Source organism: Paenibacillus jamilae (genome assembly GCF_050482105.1).
GTDB lineage: Bacteria > Bacillota > Bacilli > Paenibacillales > Paenibacillaceae > Paenibacillus > Paenibacillus jamilae_B.
In genome coordinates this window covers 17,238-32,126 of record NZ_JBCNHI010000015.1, presented here as the reverse complement: position 1 = coordinate 32,126, position 14,889 = coordinate 17,238, and the positions used below count along the sequence as shown (strand labels likewise).

The window sequence follows — 14,889 nt, the reverse complement described above, 5'->3', positions numbered from 1 at the left end:
GTTATACCTATATTACAAAAAAGAACAATCCTAAAATGAGCTTGAAAAATGGATTTTAGAATGAATTTTAGCAATTGAAATGGTTTGCTTCTAAAGCGATTAGAAAGGAAAATTTAAATGAATGAACATTTTTCAATTGGAGAAACTGCGAAGTTAAACAACATTTCTATTCAAACCTTGCGGTATTACGATAAATTGGGAATTTTTAAACCGGAGTACACTGACCCAAATAATGGATATAGATATTATCATATTAGTCAATTTTTTTATTTAGATATTATTAAATACTTAAAAGGAATACAAACTCCATTAGAAGAAATTAGGCAGATCATTTTAACTACCCCGCAAGAAATGCAGAGATTTTTGGAAGACCAAGAGAACACAATTGAAAATGAATTTAAAAAATTGGAAAATGCAAAGTGCTTATTAGAGAAAAAAAAACGTCAACTAAAAGAACAATTAGAAATATGTGAAAAAGAAAGAGGGGAGGTATATTTCCGTAGTATAAAAGAAGATCGCATTTTGAAGATGGCTACACAGTCACTTAATCCTTTTAAGGGGCGTTCAGGTCTCTATGTTCGAAAATTGGCTAACGTGTTAGAGGAAAAAGGATGTATCATTGAAAACCAGTATGGGTATATATATAGTTTAAAGCCATATGATGATTCTAATATGAATTATGAGTACATTTATACATCAGTATCTGAAGAAAGTTTAAACATAGAAGAACCAATGACCATAGATGCTATTGCCTCGGGTGATTATGTTTGTATTGCATTTGACTGGTCAGAGAATAATAAAGATTACTACCATTATTATCAAAAGCTATATAATTATATTACTTCAAATCATATTCAAACTGATGGAAAAGTATATGAAGTTTCTCTTCCTACAAACTATAGTTCGTTAAAAAAAGAAACATTTCTTACAGAATTGAGAGCAAAGAAAATAGATCAGTAAAAAAAGATCCTATAGCATATATAGGATCTTTTTTCTTTCAGAAGGAATTTTTTTCGTTTGTGGAGGTTTAAAATTGTATAATATCGCACAAAATATGGGCGAATTGAACTTTTAGATTTCAAATAAAAATAGTTGACCCTATTCCTACTATAGGGTTTATGATTTGTTTCGTAGAGCGCTACTACTAAATTTGCAAAAAATATTAGGAGGAACTATTTTGAATACATTAGAAAATAACAAAGAGATTGTTCGAAAATTTATTACGGAGGCTTTACCAACTAACGATGTAGATTACGTTCGTCAAGTAGTCTCGAAAGATGCTGTTACACACAGAGCCGGTTTTGCGGCTCTTTATGAAGCTACTGGCGATGCAATTCCGAAAAAAGGGAATTTTTTAGAGTGGATGAAGGAAGGTTGGGCTGTACTTCACGGTGCATTAAGTGACCAAAAAGTTGAAATGAAATATGTTGTTGCAGAGGGAAATAAGGTAATTGCACAGTTTCATTACTATGTAACACACAAGGGCACATTTGTTGGAATGCCTGCAACCAATAAGCGTGTGGAGTGGGATGAAGTTGGTATATTTGAATTTAATGATGATGGACAAATTACGGATATGTGGTACATGTGTGAAGAAATCAAATTGGCAATGGAAGTAGGATTTAAACTAGACAAATAAAAAGTAATTCTGTTGTGTTATATTTTTGAAAATTCCCTGCTCTTAGTTCATTAATAAAAGGAATCCTTCTCTTGTGTGACAAACGGAATGAGCTTTAATTTGAAGCCAATGTCAATCTTTTATATAACAAATAATCCCCGCCGACCATTTAAGGTTGGTGGGGATTGGTTTTGTTTGTGTTTAAGCTCCTCCAATAGTAACTTGAGGTTGGATACTATGGTGGTTAAAGGCTTGATCCGGCACAGTAACAATAAATAATAAAAAGCTAGCCGCAATGATCAGCAGTACCGTTTTTTTCAACATTAGTCATCCACACCTTTTCAATAAGATTTAAAAAACTAGCTTTGGTTTCATGAGACGCATGTTCCCGAAAATGCGAAAATAGCCCCATACAATTTATAAAGTAAGTCTCATTATTTAGTGTATGATAACTTACCATTGAATACATCAAATGTTTAAAACCATCATTGTAGGAGCCACGATGTAAATAATAATAAGCTAACTCGTAACCAAACCACGTGATATAGTGCGCCTCCACGTCTTTATCTTCATCTCCTTAATAGCTGGCTACATGATAAAATTGTTTTGGAGTTGGAAGGTGTCTAGTATTCAACCGAATTAAGGTTCTTTCACTTCTTATATAACAATGGATTATCATTATTAGTATGAATGAAATTTTTCATCGTCACCTAAGATTACAATGTATTTCTCATTTAGTGGTATGAGTGATTTTGTCAGTTTCTTAATTACGTTCTATATAACTTATTTGTTTGTCCATATGACCACTGATTAAAAAAACCGTTTCCCTTTTAATTCAAGGAAACGGTTGATGATGCACGCCTAAGCTATAGTTATTGTAGAAATTACATGCTTGTAAATTAAACTCTGCATGCCAGTTTTGAGTTTGAATAAAGCAGAGTATTTATCATGTCGTAAAACTATTTCTTGCATCTGAACTCCATTTTTAGTGATAACTGTTCAGTCTAATTCTTTTCCTGTAGATGAGTTAAGTGATTGTAAGCCATGATTGTTTTTTTGTTATTTAGATCCCCTCTCTCTAAATATGAATTTCCTTCTTCGATATAACACACGCATGTCAAGAGGATGCACTCAGTTTGATCTTGTCAAGGTAAATAAATTTTACTACAGGAAAGAAAAAACAATCCCTCTAAACTCATCGAACGTATTTGCTTTCCTAGACATTTCTATAAAGTTTTTGTTATCAAATAGGCTGATGATAGCATTATATAAAATGTGAGTGATAAGTAGTTATAAATCTTCTTTTCTAGTCCTAGATAGGTTGGACACAGAAGAATCCATTTTAATTTGTCTGTGTTGGCCTTCTGACGATCCGTAGTTTAGAATTATCCTGCCCCCATAAAGTTAGGTATCTTGCTCTAAAACAAGCAACGCCTTCATTTAAATTGCTTGCCCTCTCTTGTTAGAACCTATCTTTATAGGATCGTTTCAATTCATCTCTATATTGAGTTGGTGATATTCCAGTCCACTTTTTGAATTGTTTTGAAAAATACAAGGGATCAGAAAAGCCACAAGAGTTTCCGACCTGTTCAATGCTTATATTTGTGTTCAATAACTCCTTGGCTCTTTCCATGCGAACCTGATTAATGTACTGCTTGGGAGATAAACTGGTAAGTTGTTTGAACACCTTAGTAAAATGCGTGCGGTGATAGCCAAGCGAAGTCGCTAATTTCTCAATTGAAATTGGCAGCATATACTGCGTTTGGAACCATCTAATCGCTTGTTCTACTACGCGTTCGGAGTCGGTAAGAACTTCAGCTGAAGAATAATGTAATTTGTTTGCATTCAAGCGAGCAAATTCCGCCAAGAGTACGCGAAACCAACCATCAGTAGCTAAGGTAGTGATCGTCTCGCCCGATTTATGTTCTAATTCATGTTCTATTCTCTCAAATATGCTTGCCAGCTTTACAGAATTTGCACCTCTTACGATGGGATCAATTGGTGTAACACCGATATTTTCAAGCATTTCTGTAACGCGTCGGCCCTGAAGAGCTATCCAACGATAGGACCATGGTTCCGCATTGTCGGCTTCGTAGCTAAATAATACGCCTGGAAAAATAATAAAAATATCCCCTTGACCCAAACGATGCTTCTTCCTCTGCCATTCAAAAGTACCGTATCCATGATCTACGCTATGAATCAATATGTAATTATAAACAGCCGGACCTACTTTATGACGAGGAAGAGGTCTTGCTGCACCAGCAAATGTGACATTCAGCTCAGCGTTTAATAAGTACCGATTAATCCGTACTCTATACTCATAATGCTCCGGATTTTCCATCATAAATTCTCCTTTTGTATAGAGTAGATATGAAAAAAATTATACTACAAATCTCCATGTATGAATGTCAATGTTCCATCCTCAAAGTGTTGTTGTGATTTTATAGTAAGAGGTATAAACCTTATGATCAACATAGGGGCACATTCGTGCAACGTCTGGAAGCAAATGCAACATAATGGCATATATACGGATCGTAAAGAAGCATTGTGTGGGGCCAAGTAGGCCAAATACGATCAAGTATATAGAAAAACAATTAATTAGGTAGGAGATAAAAAATATGAACATTAAAGAAAACCTTCATAATGGTAGTTTATATTTGCCTGGAGATGAGGAACTCTTAAATGAGCAAAGCAAAACTCTTGAAGACCTCTACGATTACAACATGACTCGGCCGAGAGAATATGAAAAGAGGGATACTCTCCTTAAAAAGATGTTTGCTGAAATTGGTGAGGGATGCTATATTGAACCCCCATTTCATGCAAATTGGGGAGGAAAGCATGTACACTTTGGGAAAAAGGTTTATGCTAATTTCAATTTGACTCTGGTTGATGATACTCATATTTACGTAGGCGATTACACGATGTTTGGACCCAATGTGACTGTAGCAACATCTGGGCATCCCATCTTGCCTGAACTTCGCTTAAAAGGTTATCAATTTAACACACCCATAACGATCGGAAAAAATTGCTGGATAGGGTCTGGAGCCATTATACTTCCGGGTGTAACTATTGGCGACAATACGGTAATAGGAGCTGGAAGTATCGTGACCAAGGATATTCCTGCAAATGTTGTGGCTGTCGGTAATCCCTGTAAAGTACTTCGCGAAATTAACGAGCACGACAAAATGTTCTATTTTAAAGACAAAAAAATTGTCAGAGAAGATTTGGTATAGGACTCCGAGCTATTTCTTTCTTTAGTCTTATTAATCTCACAGGTAACGTTAGATTAATAATGTGCCTTTCTTAAACAGAGGTTGAATCTTAAAGTGGATCATACAAGAACATTCTCCTCCGGTGTTGTGCTACTAATCTATCGTTTGATCAGGAAACAATTTTGCTCACCTAATGACAATAAATTTCGCAGCTGCTCCATTTTTGTTAATTTAAAGGACAGGATAACGTGGTATGGTATATTTAAGTAAAAGGACTAACAAGGAGGGTGCGGATGAAGCCGATAAACTCGAAAGAGTTCGAGGCAGTTATTAAACTCCCTGCGAATATTCGATATGAGTACTTCATAAAAAAGGTTGCTGATTCAGAAGAAGTTTGGGGATTGTATGATGACGGTTGGGTAATGACCTCAGATAATAACGGGGACTTATTAGTTCCATTCTGGCCAAAAAGGGAATTTGCAGAATACTGCGCATATGAAGAATGGTCAAGTTGTACAGCAGAAATCATCCCTTTAAACACATTTATAAGCAAGCTCTTACCCAAAATAAAGGAAGACCAGTATAAGCCCTCGATATTCTGGAATAGAGAGAATGCAGCGGTTCTAGAAATTAATGCTTTATTAAAAGATTTGGAACAGGAACTTGAACAGTATTGAAAATTGTTAAACTAATGGGAAGCATTAGTTCAATGAAACAGCGACAGGGAAGGACTTTATTTTAAATGAACATTTAAAAATTGAACTCCTACCATCTTCACTCATAAGTATCCATTTATAAGCAATTCCTCAACTAAAAATCCCCTCTAACCAATTAAGGTTAGCGGGGATTTACTTTGCTTACGTTTAAGCCCCTCCATGCTGTACTTGAGGCTGTATATCATGCGAGTGAACAGGTACAGTAACAATTAACAGAAAGCTAGCCGCGACGATCAACAGTGCCATTTTTTTTAACATTGTTCATCCACACCTTTTCAATAAGATTTAAAAAATTTGCTTTGGTCTCAGGAGTCGCATGTTCTCGAAAATGTAAAAATAGCCCCATACAATTTATGAAATAAGTCTCATTATTTAGTATATGATAACTTACCATCGAATACATCAAATGTTTAAAACCATCATCGTAAGAATTTCGATGTAAATGATAATGAGCTAACTCGTAACCACACCATGCAAAATAATCTGGTACCACTTGTTGAGTATACATATCACTGGATGAGTGTTGCGATAATGATACAATTTCCGCTTCAAAACGTTTAACTATGTTACTAACATCAATATTATATCGGTTAGCCGCTATCATAATATTCAGCAGTTGGATGACCTTATCATCTTGAGTTGTATCCTCCGCTGCATCGATGTATTCAATATAATCTTGTAGCACCTTTATATCTCCGGATAAAAGCTTATTGACAATAATATTAGCCTTTGCCCAGTGCTTAAACAAGCCAATCCAGTGTAGGGTAACTTCGTCAGTCTCCATTACCCAATCTAAATTATCGTAGGTGTATGTATAGTCTAGAGCTTGTTGGTAATCGCCTTGGGCTTCACAGACACTTGCACACAACAGGCCAGCATAGGAAATGTATACAAACAATGGACGGCTTAGCTTATCAGTAAATTCAGTGTGTTCTCGACTGTTCTGCTGATGTTTCAGTGTATATTGGATTTCGGCTTTAGCTCTCATTTTCTTAGCCATTTCGTCAACCTTGTCCCATTTACGCAAAGACCTGTACACGTTAGCTAAATCCTTCAGCGCGTCAAGCTGTTCTATTTCATCCAGACGTTCCACAAAGGGTTCAAATAGCGTTGCTGCCTTGAGATTCTGACTTTGGTCATCTCCAACTTGAATCGTGAATATACGATATTGGCAGATGGCCAAACGTTCAGAATGTTGATATCTCTCCGCTTCAGCTACCCCCTCATACAGCAACAATGCAGCCGCATGTCTTCCCTGCGACAACAATTCCTCTGCAATTTCAAATAGCTTGGGTGAATACAGTAGATTATCCATGATAGCTCCTACGACTCGGCGGATCGCATCCAGCTTGTCCAACTCCGCACAGCGATACAAAAACCGCTCGATTCGTCTCATATTGGGTGGGTGATCGATGATGTAGTTTTCTATAAACAGATCATAAAAGTGACCTTCTGGTAACCCCATAGCCTGAGTGATTAAATCAAGCTGGTTAACAGACATGGACTTATTCCCTGTCACAATGGCGCTTACGATTCCCCTATTCATGCCTGCTATATGCCCAAACTGCGTTAGACTCATGCCCTCTTGTTGTAAATATCTATCTAATTCCGCTCGAATCGTAGGTGTATGCTTCATGACATAGCCACCCTTCGCATAAAAATCCCAGTATTTTGTAATCATTTACTATTTTCGTCCAATAATTAACCAGTTGTCAATATCTTTTTTTGCGAATTATGTAGAAATACTACGTTTGTCATAAGGAGACTCCTATAAACAAACAGAGCACCCTGCTGGCTTTAAGCCAGCAGGGTGCTCTGTTCCGACAATAAAGTTGTGGACCATAATACTTCCCTATTTTTAAATCAAAGCAGCCGTACACAACCTTATTGTCCGTTGACAGTTATTACGATTGAAGAGCGGTTTCTGATAGAATAAAAGGATCATACAAAAGGAAGCCATCTATTTAAATAACTACTGGAGGTATATTCATGCAAACACTTGAAACCAACCGATTGATCCTGCGGAATTTTGCCGCAACCGACACTGCCGGATTGCTGGAGTATACAGCTAATCCAAGAGTTAACTGCTTTATGGATCACCAGATTTCGACGTTGGAGGAAGCTACAGCCGAGGTCGAAAAAAGAAGCAGTGACGACTCCCATATCGCGGTCTGCCTGAAAGACAGCAACGAACTGATTGGAGAGCTGTTTGGTATGAAAGAAGAACGAGATTCGGATTCGGATACGTATGGTATTGGATGGAATTTTAATGCCAGATTTGAAGGGAAAGGGTACGCAAGTGAGAGCGCCAACGCCTTCATAGAATATCTCTTTACGCAACAGGAAGTAAGAAGACTGTACGCCTATGTCGAGGACGATAACTTCCGTTCCCAAAAGCTGTGTGAAAAACTGGGCTTTCGCCAGGAAGGCTGCTTCATGGAATTCGTTTCATTTGTTAAATATGAAGACGGCACGCCGAAATACGAGAATACGTATCAATATGCATTACTGAAAAAAGAGTGGCTCTCACAACGTGCTAATCAGAAATAATGAACAATAGATTAATCTCATTTGTAAAACTAAGAAACTCGGTTAAACAGGTACTTGGAAGTCTTATGAGTGGCTTGTAAACACGCACATTATTCTCATGAATTACTTCTACTCAAGTTATCTATAAGCTCTATCAAGATAGGACAACATGTTCTTCCGAATTTCCAAGAGGCGGTGTTAAAAAACATTGGCGATTCAATCACAGGAGAGAGCATTAGCACTGAAGAACCCACTTTACTAGACTAAAGGTTAGAAGAATGTTAGAAGAATGCTCGCTCCAACAAAAAAACGCAGCCTCCAAAAAGCTTGGAAGCCGCGCTGTGCTTGAGTTTCATGAGATGCTGGTGAAGGGAATTGAACCCCCGACCTACGCATTACGAGTGCGTTGCTCTACCCCTGAGCTACACCAGCAGGTCAGTGTGACTGACAACAAAAACTATTATACTCTTAGTTACATAAAAATCAATCACTTACATCAACTTTATCAACTAGGATTTGGATTTAATTCGGTAACATTTCCTGTCGTGGCTCCGGATAGTTTATCTGCGACGGAACGAAGCTTTTGGCGACTGGAGGAAGGCTTATCACGGCGATCATCAATTTTGACCGAAGTGGAAACACGTTTGGCTCCTGCCAGGAATGGCGCTTCGTGCAGCGCAGCAATCGCGGTGAACACATCATCCAACGAGCCTTCAATAATCGTACTCATGGAGGTAAGCTCATAGGTAATTCCTTTTTGCGTCTTCAACACTTTTTGCATTTGAGCAACATAGTCGCTCAGGCTCGTACTCCCCGTTCCAATCGGGATCACAGTCACTTCTGCAATAGCCATCACCAAGTTCCTCCTCTAATTTAAAAGAATCTTTTTTTTCAAAATTTTAAACCCGAGTCCATAAAGCATCTTTGTTTTACAAGAAAAGTTCCATATGTATACTGCTTGTTTCTGTAGGAAACATCAATATTATTTATTGTACCGTTCACTCCGTCTCAATTCAAATACAGCCCGTGGCTTCTCTGCATATTTTGATTTTCCATTCCTTTTCCTTTACGTATGGCTTCGAATGTTGCTATAATACTCCTTGCACTTATTTGAAATTTTAAGTTTATATACACAATATGTTGGGTTAAATATTCATGACACCTCTAAATATAGTGATGTAGCCGATGATTCCTACGGAAACCATCTTTTTCCCCTTCATTGGCAGGCGCATCGCTATTTCTATGTTATTGGATTACATACAGCCTCAAAATGCTGTCTGATCATCGCTTTTTTCACCATTTTCTTTTCTCAAATCATTTTCATGCCTTTTCCCTAAGTATGAATTCCAAATCAAGAAAGCGAGGAGTTAATCCTATGCCACAACTCGTAACCAAACCAAACAATCGCCAGTTGGCTTTTGATGAAATACGTATATCCGTATATGCTGACCGTGTACTTAGCGGGCTGGACAAGCTGGATAAAGATCGGCTCATTCGCGGTGTAACCAGTAAGCTGCGCCGGGACGAAGTCACGGGGGATGAAATCAGCAACGCGTTTGCAATGGCTGCCCTAGAGCTGGTTAGCAAGGAAGAACCCGACTGGAAATTCGCCGCTGCGCGTGCTTTGCTCACCTCCTTATACAAAAAGGCAGCTACTCACCGCCGTTACAAATCCTATGCAGACGAGCCTTACGGTGCTTTTTATCCACTGATCACTGATTTAGTGCAAAAAGGAATCTACCGTCAAGAGCTGCTTGACTGCTATACCAAGGAGCAGATTGATGAGCTCGGCGATTCCATTATGCCGCAAAATGACCTGCTGTTCGACTATATCGGACTGTTGACGTTGTCTGAGCGCTATTTGGCCAATGATTTTGACGGACGCGTAATGGAACTTCCGCAAGAACGCTACATGATTATTGCAATGTACCTGATGCATCAAGAGCCTGCCGACAAGCGTATGGAACTGGTCAAGGAAGCCTACTGGGCGATGAGCAACATGTACATGACCGCAGCTACACCAACTATGTCCAATGCCGGAAAAAAGGTAGCCGGACAGCTCTCCAGTTGCTTTATCGACACCGTAGATGACTCGCTGGAAGGTATTTTTGATTCCAATACGGATGTAGCCCGTCTTAGCAAAATGGGCGGCGGCATCGGCGTATACCTCGGTAAAGTGCGGGCGCGCGGCTCCGATATCCGTGGACATAAAAATACAAGCTCTGGCGTTATCCCTTGGATTCGCCAATTGAACAATACAGCTGTTAGCGTAGACCAGTTGGGTACACGCAAAGGTGCAATTGCCGTTTATCTGGACGTGTTCCACAAAGACATTTTGGCGTTCCTGGATCTGAAGCTGAACAACGGTGATGAGCGGATGCGTGCACATGACGTGTTCCACGGTGTATGTCTGCCCGATCTGTTCATGGAGCGGGTCGAAGCACGGGGCGAATGGAATCTGTTCTGTCCGCATGAAGTGAAAAAGGTAATGGGCTGGAAAGATGACAAGGGTCGTCCACTGGGACTGGAGGATTTCTATGATGAAGCCTTCGGTTCAGGCTCCTTCCGCGAGAAGTATGAGGAAGCATCACAGCATCCGATTCTCTCTCGTATTACAGTGCCTGCCATTGACATCATGAAGCGTTTGATGAAATCACAGCTGGAAACGGGTACGCCGTACATGTTCTACCGCGACACAGTAAACCGTGCTAATCCAAACCGCGCTCATGGGATGGTGTATTCCTCCAACCTGTGCACGGAAATTATGCAAAATCAATCTGCAACGGTAGTAGAAAAAGAAGAATTGGTCACCAAGGACGGACAAACACGTATCGTTATTTCCAAAATTCCTGGCGACTTTGTTGTGTGCAACCTGAACTCCATTCATCTGGCTCGTGCCGTTCCGGCAGATGTGCTGGATCGTCTCGTACCGATTCAGGTACGTATGCTGGATAATGTTATTGATATCAACAACATTGAGGTGCTGCAAGCACAATACACGAACAGCCAATATCGTGCTGTCGGCTTGGGTACATTTGGACTTCATCATCTGCTTGCACTTGAAGGCATCCGTTGGGAGTCTGACGAAGCGGTAACCTATAACGATCATTTATATGAAAAAATCAACTACCTGGCTGTAAAATCCAGCATGGAGCTAGCAAAAGAAAAAGGCCGTTATGCCAAATTCGAGGGTTCCGACTGGGCGACTGGACATTATTTTACTTCCCGTGGCTATACAGACGGTACACGCGAAGGCAAATTCGTCACTACGTCCGAATGGAGCGAGCTTGCGGAAGAAGTCAAACAAAACGGTGTCCGCAACGCCTGGCTATTCGCCATCGCGCCTAACGGTTCCACGTCCATTATCGCAGGTTCTACCGCCAGTATCGATCCACTGTATGAGTTGCTTTCCTATGAAGAGAAAACAACCTACAAGATTGCTAACCCTGCACCAGACTTGAATGAAAAAACCATCTGGTACTACAAAACGGCTTTCTTGCTGGATCAACATGCTTCGATCAACATGGCTTCTGCACGTCAGCGTCATATTGACCAGGGTCAAAGCTTTAACCTGTATGTGCGCCCAGATATCAAAGCTACCGAATTTTTAGCGCTGCACATCCATGCCTGGAAATCGGGTATGAAGTCGACTTATTATGTACGCAGCCGCGCACTGACGATTGAAGAATGCGAAAGCTGTGCATCCTAAACTAAAGGAGAGAGGCTCTCATGCAGTTACAAAAGATTTTTAACACGGAAGCGCCTAACCGCTCTACCCGTATTATTGAAGGCGAAAACTCCGGCATTCTGAACTGGAATGATATTCGGATGCCGCATATGTACAAACTATATAAAGTGCTGCTGCTAAACCACTGGATTCCGGATGAAATTCCGATGTCCAAGGATGCGTCCCAGTTCCCTATGCTGGATGCCGAAGAACAGCGCACCTTCAAAATTAACATCGGCCTGCTGGCTGTGCTGGATTCCATGCAAACCATGTTTGTCGGAGATGTAAAACGCTACTTTACCGATTCCTCGCTGGAAGCTATTTCGGCCATTATCGGACAACAGGAAGTCGTGCATAACCAGTCCTACTCCTACGTGCTGTCTTCCCTCGTATCGGAGCAGGAGCAGAAAGAAATTTTTGAATACTGGAAAAACGATCCTGTCCTGCTGGAGCGCAACACATTCATTTCGGCCATCTACCAGGAGTTCCGCGATGAGCAGAACCCGCAAACCTTTTTCCAAGCAATGGTAGCGGATTTGATTCTGGAAGGTATTTTCTTTTACAGTACCTTTGCTTTCTTTTACAATTTGGCCCGTGACCAAAAGATGATGGCGACCAGCCAGATGATCTCGTATATTCAGCGCGATGAAAATCAGCATTGCTACTTCTTTGCCGAAGTGTTCAAGCAGCTTTTGGCTGATTTCCCTGAGCTGAACACGAAAGAGAACATGGACTATGTCTATCGTATGATTAATCGCGCTGTGGAACTGGAAACGAATTGGGCGCATTATACGCTCAAGGAGGTTCGCGGCATTGACCTGAACGAGCTGAGCGATTATATCAAATACATGGCGAATATGCGCCTGAGACTTCTAGGTATGGACAAAGCCTATGAAGGTGTAGATGTAAATAGTATGCCTTGGATCAAGCCATTTTCCGATGAAGCACTAAATGCAACAAAAACGGACTTTTTTGAAGCAAAATCACGCAATTATGGCAAGGTTGGAGACGACAACGGATTTGACGATTTGTAAGCCATAAGCTACAAGCCTTAACTCGGTTATTACTGAGCTAAGGCTTTTTTTCTATGGGGATGAAAGTTGCGTAAATATGCAAAAATTTTATGAAACCTATGAACTACTATTCATATTTTCCTATATAAACACGATATATATGAAGGTAGAAAAATATAGTAAGGAGCATATTATGAAAAGCAAAGCCAAAAAAAGAATGGGATTACAATCCAAACTCTACTTAATCTTGCTCATTCCTTTAGTTGTGATTGGCGTCATGATTCTGTGGACGACCAAACTATCTATTCAGAATGCTTCTCTATCAACCATGCAGCTAAACAATGAAGCGTTGGCGGTGAATACGGCCAAGCTACTGGACAAATCAGCCGTCAAAAGCTTAAACACAAATCCATCCGAGCAGAGCAGCGAGTATAAAGAGCTTCGGAACGAGCTAAATACGCTTAGGCTGCAAAGCGGAGTCCTGTATATGTATATGTACAACCGTGTTGGCGATGAGTGGAAGCTTACGGTGGATGGAGCTGCTTGGGACGACAAAGACTACAGCCCTTTCGGAAGCCCTGTAAGTTTCACACGTAAAGAAACGGCAGATAGATTAAAACAAGGGGAGACAGTAACTACAGATATCACAACGGACCCTGACTGGGGAACGATGTTCTCCTCCTTTACACCTATTAAGGATACGGATGGTACCATCATTGGGTATTTGGGAATCGACAGATCCCTGGCCTCTGTAACTGAGGTATACGAGAAAACATTGCCTGAGGCCTATCGGCTAGTTATCCCTGTGATCTCCATCATTCTGATCCTCTCCATTACAGCAATGGTGCTGGTAACCCGTCGAATACTCCGTCAGGTGCGTTTCATTAAAGATACTCTGGAGCAAGTAGCCTACGGTAATCTTACGGCTACATCGCAGCAAGTTACGTATGATCAGCTAGGTGAAATCAGCGGTTTGACGAACCGAATGGTAGAAGCCATGTCCAATATGATTGTGGATATTCAAAGCAGTTCAAGTACGCTTCAGCAAGCATCCGAGAATATCGTCGTGACATCAGAAGGAACACTTCATCAAACCGAGGAACTATCCCGCACACTCCAGCAAATTGCCGATGTATCTACTAATCAAGCGGCTCAAACGGTAGAATCGGTTCAGCAATCCGAACGCTTGGGACAAACACTGGATGAAGTCGGAAGCCATGTGCACCAATTTACGAATACAGCGCGTCATCTTAATGAGGTCCGTAATCAGGTAGCCAGTGAACATGAACTGCTATTGGAGAAGGGACGAGAAAGCGCCCTACGTATTAAGCAGATACAGCGTATGTCACACGCGCTAACCGAAAAATCCCGCGAAGCGGCTAACATCGGGCAGCAGGTACAGGGCATCGTAAAGCAGACGCAGATTTTATCCTTTAATGCCTCGATTGAGGCCTCGCGTGCAGGTGAAGCCGGTAAAGGTTTTTCCGTCGTGGCTCATGAAATGGGACAGCTTGCCCAACAATCTGCTGTATCTATTCGTGAAATCGACGAAATTCTAAGTAGTTTTGTCGAGCAAATTGAGCAAATGGGCGATCAATTTGATGAAAATATAAACACCGTCAATGAACAAGAGAAACAAATCGCATTATGTCTACAGTCTGTCGATAAAGTCACCCAGGTTTCAGAGGAAGTTCAGGAATTGGCTGCACATCTGGCCCAATTAACGACAGAAATGCAGGAGGTACGTCACAGCGTAGATCAACATCTGGATCACACAGCCAGTGCGGCGCAGCAGACTGCTGGAATGACGGAAGATGTATCCGCCAGCGCACAGAAGCAGGCTATAGCGGTAAAAGAACTATCCGAAGTAGCCCGTAATCTGACCACGCTATCAAACAATCTACAGCGTCATGCCGATCAGTTCCGGGTGAGAAGTTCAGACCAGTAATGATTTCGATGAACTGTGACCCGTAAGATGGACACTTGATCTAAAGTGTCCATCTTACGGGTCATTTTACAGATGAAAAGGAGTCATTCAAAAGGAGCACTCGCTAACGTAGCGAATGCTCCTTTT

Annotated in this window: 13 protein-coding genes, 1 tRNA gene and 1 pseudogene; 8 read left to right on the top strand and 7 right to left on the bottom strand. The window is 40.7% G+C overall.

Features of this window, described 5'->3' with window-relative positions; translation table 11 throughout:
- Nucleotides 1–117: 117 nt before the first annotated feature.
- Nucleotides 118–960 carry a MerR family transcriptional regulator gene (locus ABEW32_RS12385; RefSeq protein ID WP_430188079.1) on the top strand — a complete coding sequence of 281 codons (843 nt, stop codon included), beginning with the start codon at nt 118–120 and terminating at the stop codon, nt 958–960.
- Nucleotides 961–1,177: 217 nt separating this feature from the next.
- Complete coding sequence (locus ABEW32_RS12380; RefSeq protein WP_025363866.1) at nt 1,178–1,639, top strand: ester cyclase; 462 nt, start codon at nt 1,178–1,180, stop codon at nt 1,637–1,639.
- Nucleotides 1,640–1,819: 180 nt separating this feature from the next.
- Here the strand turns inward: ABEW32_RS12380 and ABEW32_RS12375 are convergent, their stop codons facing one another.
- The 4 genes and pseudogenes from ABEW32_RS12375 to ABEW32_RS12360 form a co-directional block, all read right to left on the bottom strand.
- Complete coding sequence (locus ABEW32_RS12375; RefSeq protein WP_260846422.1) at nt 1,820–1,942, bottom strand: hypothetical protein; 123 nt, start codon at nt 1,940–1,942, stop codon at nt 1,820–1,822.
- Nucleotides 1,905–2,159: pseudogene (locus ABEW32_RS12370) on the bottom strand (transcriptional regulator); the annotation flags it as partial. The pseudogene ABEW32_RS12370 and the gene ABEW32_RS12375, both read right to left, overlap by 38 nt.
- Nucleotides 2,160–2,479: 320 nt before the next feature.
- Nucleotides 2,480–2,611, bottom strand: a complete 132-nt coding sequence (locus tag ABEW32_RS12365; RefSeq protein WP_430188485.1) for an RNA chaperone Hfq — start codon at nt 2,609–2,611, stop codon at nt 2,480–2,482.
- Nucleotides 2,612–3,080: 469 nt separating this feature from the next.
- Entirely contained in the window at nt 3,081–3,959 is an 879-nt protein-coding gene (locus tag ABEW32_RS12360) for a helix-turn-helix transcriptional regulator (RefSeq protein WP_430188077.1), read from the bottom strand.
- A 277-nt stretch (nt 3,960–4,236) separates the two neighbouring features.
- Here ABEW32_RS12360 and ABEW32_RS12355 point away from each other — a divergent pair, with 277 nt between their 5' ends.
- Complete coding sequence (locus ABEW32_RS12355; protein WP_430188075.1) at nt 4,237–4,851, top strand: sugar O-acetyltransferase; 615 nt, start codon at nt 4,237–4,239, stop codon at nt 4,849–4,851.
- A 272-nt stretch (nt 4,852–5,123) separates the two neighbouring features.
- The gene (locus tag ABEW32_RS12350; RefSeq protein WP_430188073.1) at nt 5,124–5,507 is read left to right on the top strand and encodes a DUF2750 domain-containing protein; all 384 of its coding nucleotides are present in this window, start codon (nt 5,124–5,126) and stop codon (nt 5,505–5,507) included.
- A gap of 259 nt (nt 5,508–5,766) precedes the next feature.
- Here ABEW32_RS12350 and ABEW32_RS12345 read toward each other — a convergent pair whose 3' ends face one another.
- The gene (locus tag ABEW32_RS12345) at nt 5,767–7,182 is read right to left on the bottom strand and encodes a transcriptional regulator (protein ID WP_430188071.1); all 1,416 of its coding nucleotides are present in this window, start codon (nt 7,180–7,182) and stop codon (nt 5,767–5,769) included.
- A gap of 353 nt (nt 7,183–7,535) precedes the next feature.
- Here ABEW32_RS12345 and ABEW32_RS12340 point away from each other — a divergent pair, with 353 nt between their 5' ends.
- Nucleotides 7,536–8,096 (top strand): GNAT family N-acetyltransferase, encoded by a 561-nt coding sequence (locus tag ABEW32_RS12340; RefSeq protein WP_430188069.1) that lies wholly within the window; start codon nt 7,536–7,538, stop codon nt 8,094–8,096.
- A gap of 339 nt (nt 8,097–8,435) precedes the next feature.
- Here the strand turns inward: ABEW32_RS12340 and ABEW32_RS12335 are convergent.
- Both ABEW32_RS12335 and ABEW32_RS12330 read right to left on the bottom strand, forming a co-directional pair.
- A tRNA-Thr gene (locus ABEW32_RS12335) sits at nt 8,436–8,507 on the bottom strand.
- Between the two features lie 73 nt (nt 8,508–8,580).
- Complete coding sequence (locus tag ABEW32_RS12330) at nt 8,581–8,928, bottom strand: MTH1187 family thiamine-binding protein (protein WP_430188067.1); 348 nt, start codon at nt 8,926–8,928, stop codon at nt 8,581–8,583.
- 522 nt (nt 8,929–9,450) lie between these two features.
- Between ABEW32_RS12330 and ABEW32_RS12325 the strand changes: the two genes are divergently transcribed.
- The 3 genes from ABEW32_RS12325 to ABEW32_RS12315 all read left to right on the top strand — a co-directional run bounded on the left by ABEW32_RS12325 (nt 9,451) and on the right by ABEW32_RS12315 (nt 14,763).
- Nucleotides 9,451–11,784 carry a ribonucleoside-diphosphate reductase subunit alpha gene (locus ABEW32_RS12325; RefSeq protein ID WP_430188065.1) on the top strand — a complete coding sequence of 778 codons (2,334 nt, stop codon included), beginning with the start codon at nt 9,451–9,453 and terminating at the stop codon, nt 11,782–11,784.
- Between the two features lie 20 nt (nt 11,785–11,804).
- The gene (locus tag ABEW32_RS12320) at nt 11,805–12,836 is read left to right on the top strand and encodes a ribonucleotide-diphosphate reductase subunit beta (protein ID WP_025676245.1); all 1,032 of its coding nucleotides are present in this window, start codon (nt 11,805–11,807) and stop codon (nt 12,834–12,836) included.
- A gap of 172 nt (nt 12,837–13,008) precedes the next feature.
- Entirely contained in the window at nt 13,009–14,763 is a 1,755-nt protein-coding gene (locus tag ABEW32_RS12315; RefSeq protein WP_430188063.1) for a methyl-accepting chemotaxis protein, read from the top strand.
- The last annotated feature ends 126 nt before the right edge of the window (nt 14,764–14,889 follow it).

Bases quoted from the DNA above. Each gene is read 5' to 3' on its own strand.
- ABEW32_RS12320 (WP_025676245.1), top strand. From the start codon at position 11,805: ATGCAGTTACAAAAGATTTTTAACACGGAAGCGCCTAACCGCTCTACC.
- ABEW32_RS12350 (WP_430188073.1), top strand. From the start codon at position 5,124: ATGAAGCCGATAAACTCGAAAGAGTTCGAGGCAGTTATTAAACTCCCT.
- ABEW32_RS12355 (WP_430188075.1), top strand. From the start codon at position 4,237: ATGAACATTAAAGAAAACCTTCATAATGGTAGTTTATATTTGCCTGGA.
- ABEW32_RS12340 (WP_430188069.1), top strand. From the start codon at position 7,536: ATGCAAACACTTGAAACCAACCGATTGATCCTGCGGAATTTTGCCGCA.
- ABEW32_RS12315 (WP_430188063.1), top strand. From the start codon at position 13,009: ATGAAAAGCAAAGCCAAAAAAAGAATGGGATTACAATCCAAACTCTAC.
- ABEW32_RS12325 (WP_430188065.1), top strand. From the start codon at position 9,451: ATGCCACAACTCGTAACCAAACCAAACAATCGCCAGTTGGCTTTTGAT.
- ABEW32_RS12385 (WP_430188079.1), top strand. From the start codon at position 118: ATGAATGAACATTTTTCAATTGGAGAAACTGCGAAGTTAAACAACATT.
- ABEW32_RS12330 (WP_430188067.1), bottom strand. From the start codon at position 8,928: ATGGCTATTGCAGAAGTGACTGTGATCCCGATTGGAACGGGGAGTACG.
- ABEW32_RS12345 (WP_430188071.1), bottom strand. From the start codon at position 7,182: ATGAAGCATACACCTACGATTCGAGCGGAATTAGATAGATATTTACAA.
- ABEW32_RS12360 (WP_430188077.1), bottom strand. From the start codon at position 3,959: ATGGAAAATCCGGAGCATTATGAGTATAGAGTACGGATTAATCGGTAC.
- ABEW32_RS12375 (WP_260846422.1), bottom strand. From the start codon at position 1,942: ATGTTGAAAAAAACGGTACTGCTGATCATTGCGGCTAGCTTTTTATTA.